Raw genomic sequence first — 1,185 nt, forward strand, 5'->3', positions numbered from 1 at the left:
CAGCTGCCGGGCCAGGTGACCGGCCCAATCGCGCCTGCGCTGGGCGGCGCCTTGCCCGGCAACGGCTCGCTGGCCGGCGCGGTGCCGGCAACGCTGCCGATGCTGGGCGGACCGCTTGGCATCGCCGATCTTGGTTCAGGCATCGGCGGCGGCACCATCATCGGCGATGCCCGCACCCTGCTCGATCTGCGGCGCGAGCGTTTGCGCCAGATGGTGCGCGACAATCGCGAACTGCTGGAAAGCGATCCGCAAGGCAACCCGGTGCGACGCGGCGAACTGCTGGTGCTGGGCCTGCCCGATGCTGCCCTGGCGCAATTGACCGCGCAGGGCTTTTCCGTGGTGAAGCGCGAGACGGCTGGCGGCGCTGGCGACGTGATCATCCTACGCCCACCCGCAAAGCTCAAGCTTGACAAGGCGCTGGCCGCCGTGCGCGCCGCCGCGCCTGGCGTGGAGGCGGATTACAACCATGTCTATGAACCCGCCGGCGCCGGCCTGCAGGCAATGCCCGCCGCCGCGATCCCCGCTGCAAGTGCCACTGGCGCCAGTATCGGCATGATCGACGGCGGGGTCGCGGCGCACCCGGCGCTGGCCACGGCCCGCATCGAACAGCGCGGCTTTGCCGGCGCAGTCAAGGCCACCGGCCACGGCACCGCGGTGGCCTCGCTGTTGGTGGGCCAGGCGGCCAATTTCACCGGCGCGGCGCGCGGCGCGGTATTGCTGGTGGCCGATGTCTATGGCGGCGTCAGCGGCAATGGCTCGGCCATCGCCATTGCCAATGCCATCGATTGGCTGGCGGCGCGCGGCGCGCGCGTGATCAACATCAGCCTGGTCGGCCCGCCCAACCTGCTGATCGCCCGCGCCGTCGCCGCCGTACAGGCGAAAGGCGCGTTGGTGGTGGCGGCGGTGGGCAATGATGGCCCGGCCGCACCGCCGATGTATCCGGCGTCTTATGCCGGCGTTGTCGCGGTGACGGCGGTGGACGGCAAGGACCGGCTGTTGCCCGAGGCCGGTCGGGCGGCGCATGTCGATTTTGCCGCGCCGGGAGCCGATATGGCGGCGGCGTTGATGGATGGCGGCTATGCGGCGGTGCGCGGCACCTCGTTCGCCGCGCCACTGGTGACCGCGCGACTGGCGGCCTACCCGGCCAGCCCGCTGGCAGCCGTCGCCGCCGAAGCGCGCGCCACC

General features: G+C 72.0%; 1 protein-coding gene. It reads left to right on the forward strand.

What is annotated here, in order from left to right; genetic code table 11:
* Nucleotides 1-15: 15 nt before the first annotated feature.
* On the forward strand, nucleotides 16-1,185 hold a 1,170-nt coding region (locus GJ693_RS16065), incomplete at its 3' end, for a S8 family serine peptidase (RefSeq protein ID WP_156257226.1).

It is taken from the genome of Sandarakinorhabdus oryzae, from assembly GCF_009733735.1.
Classification (GTDB): Bacteria; Pseudomonadota; Alphaproteobacteria; order Sphingomonadales; family Sphingomonadaceae; genus Sandarakinorhabdus; species Sandarakinorhabdus oryzae.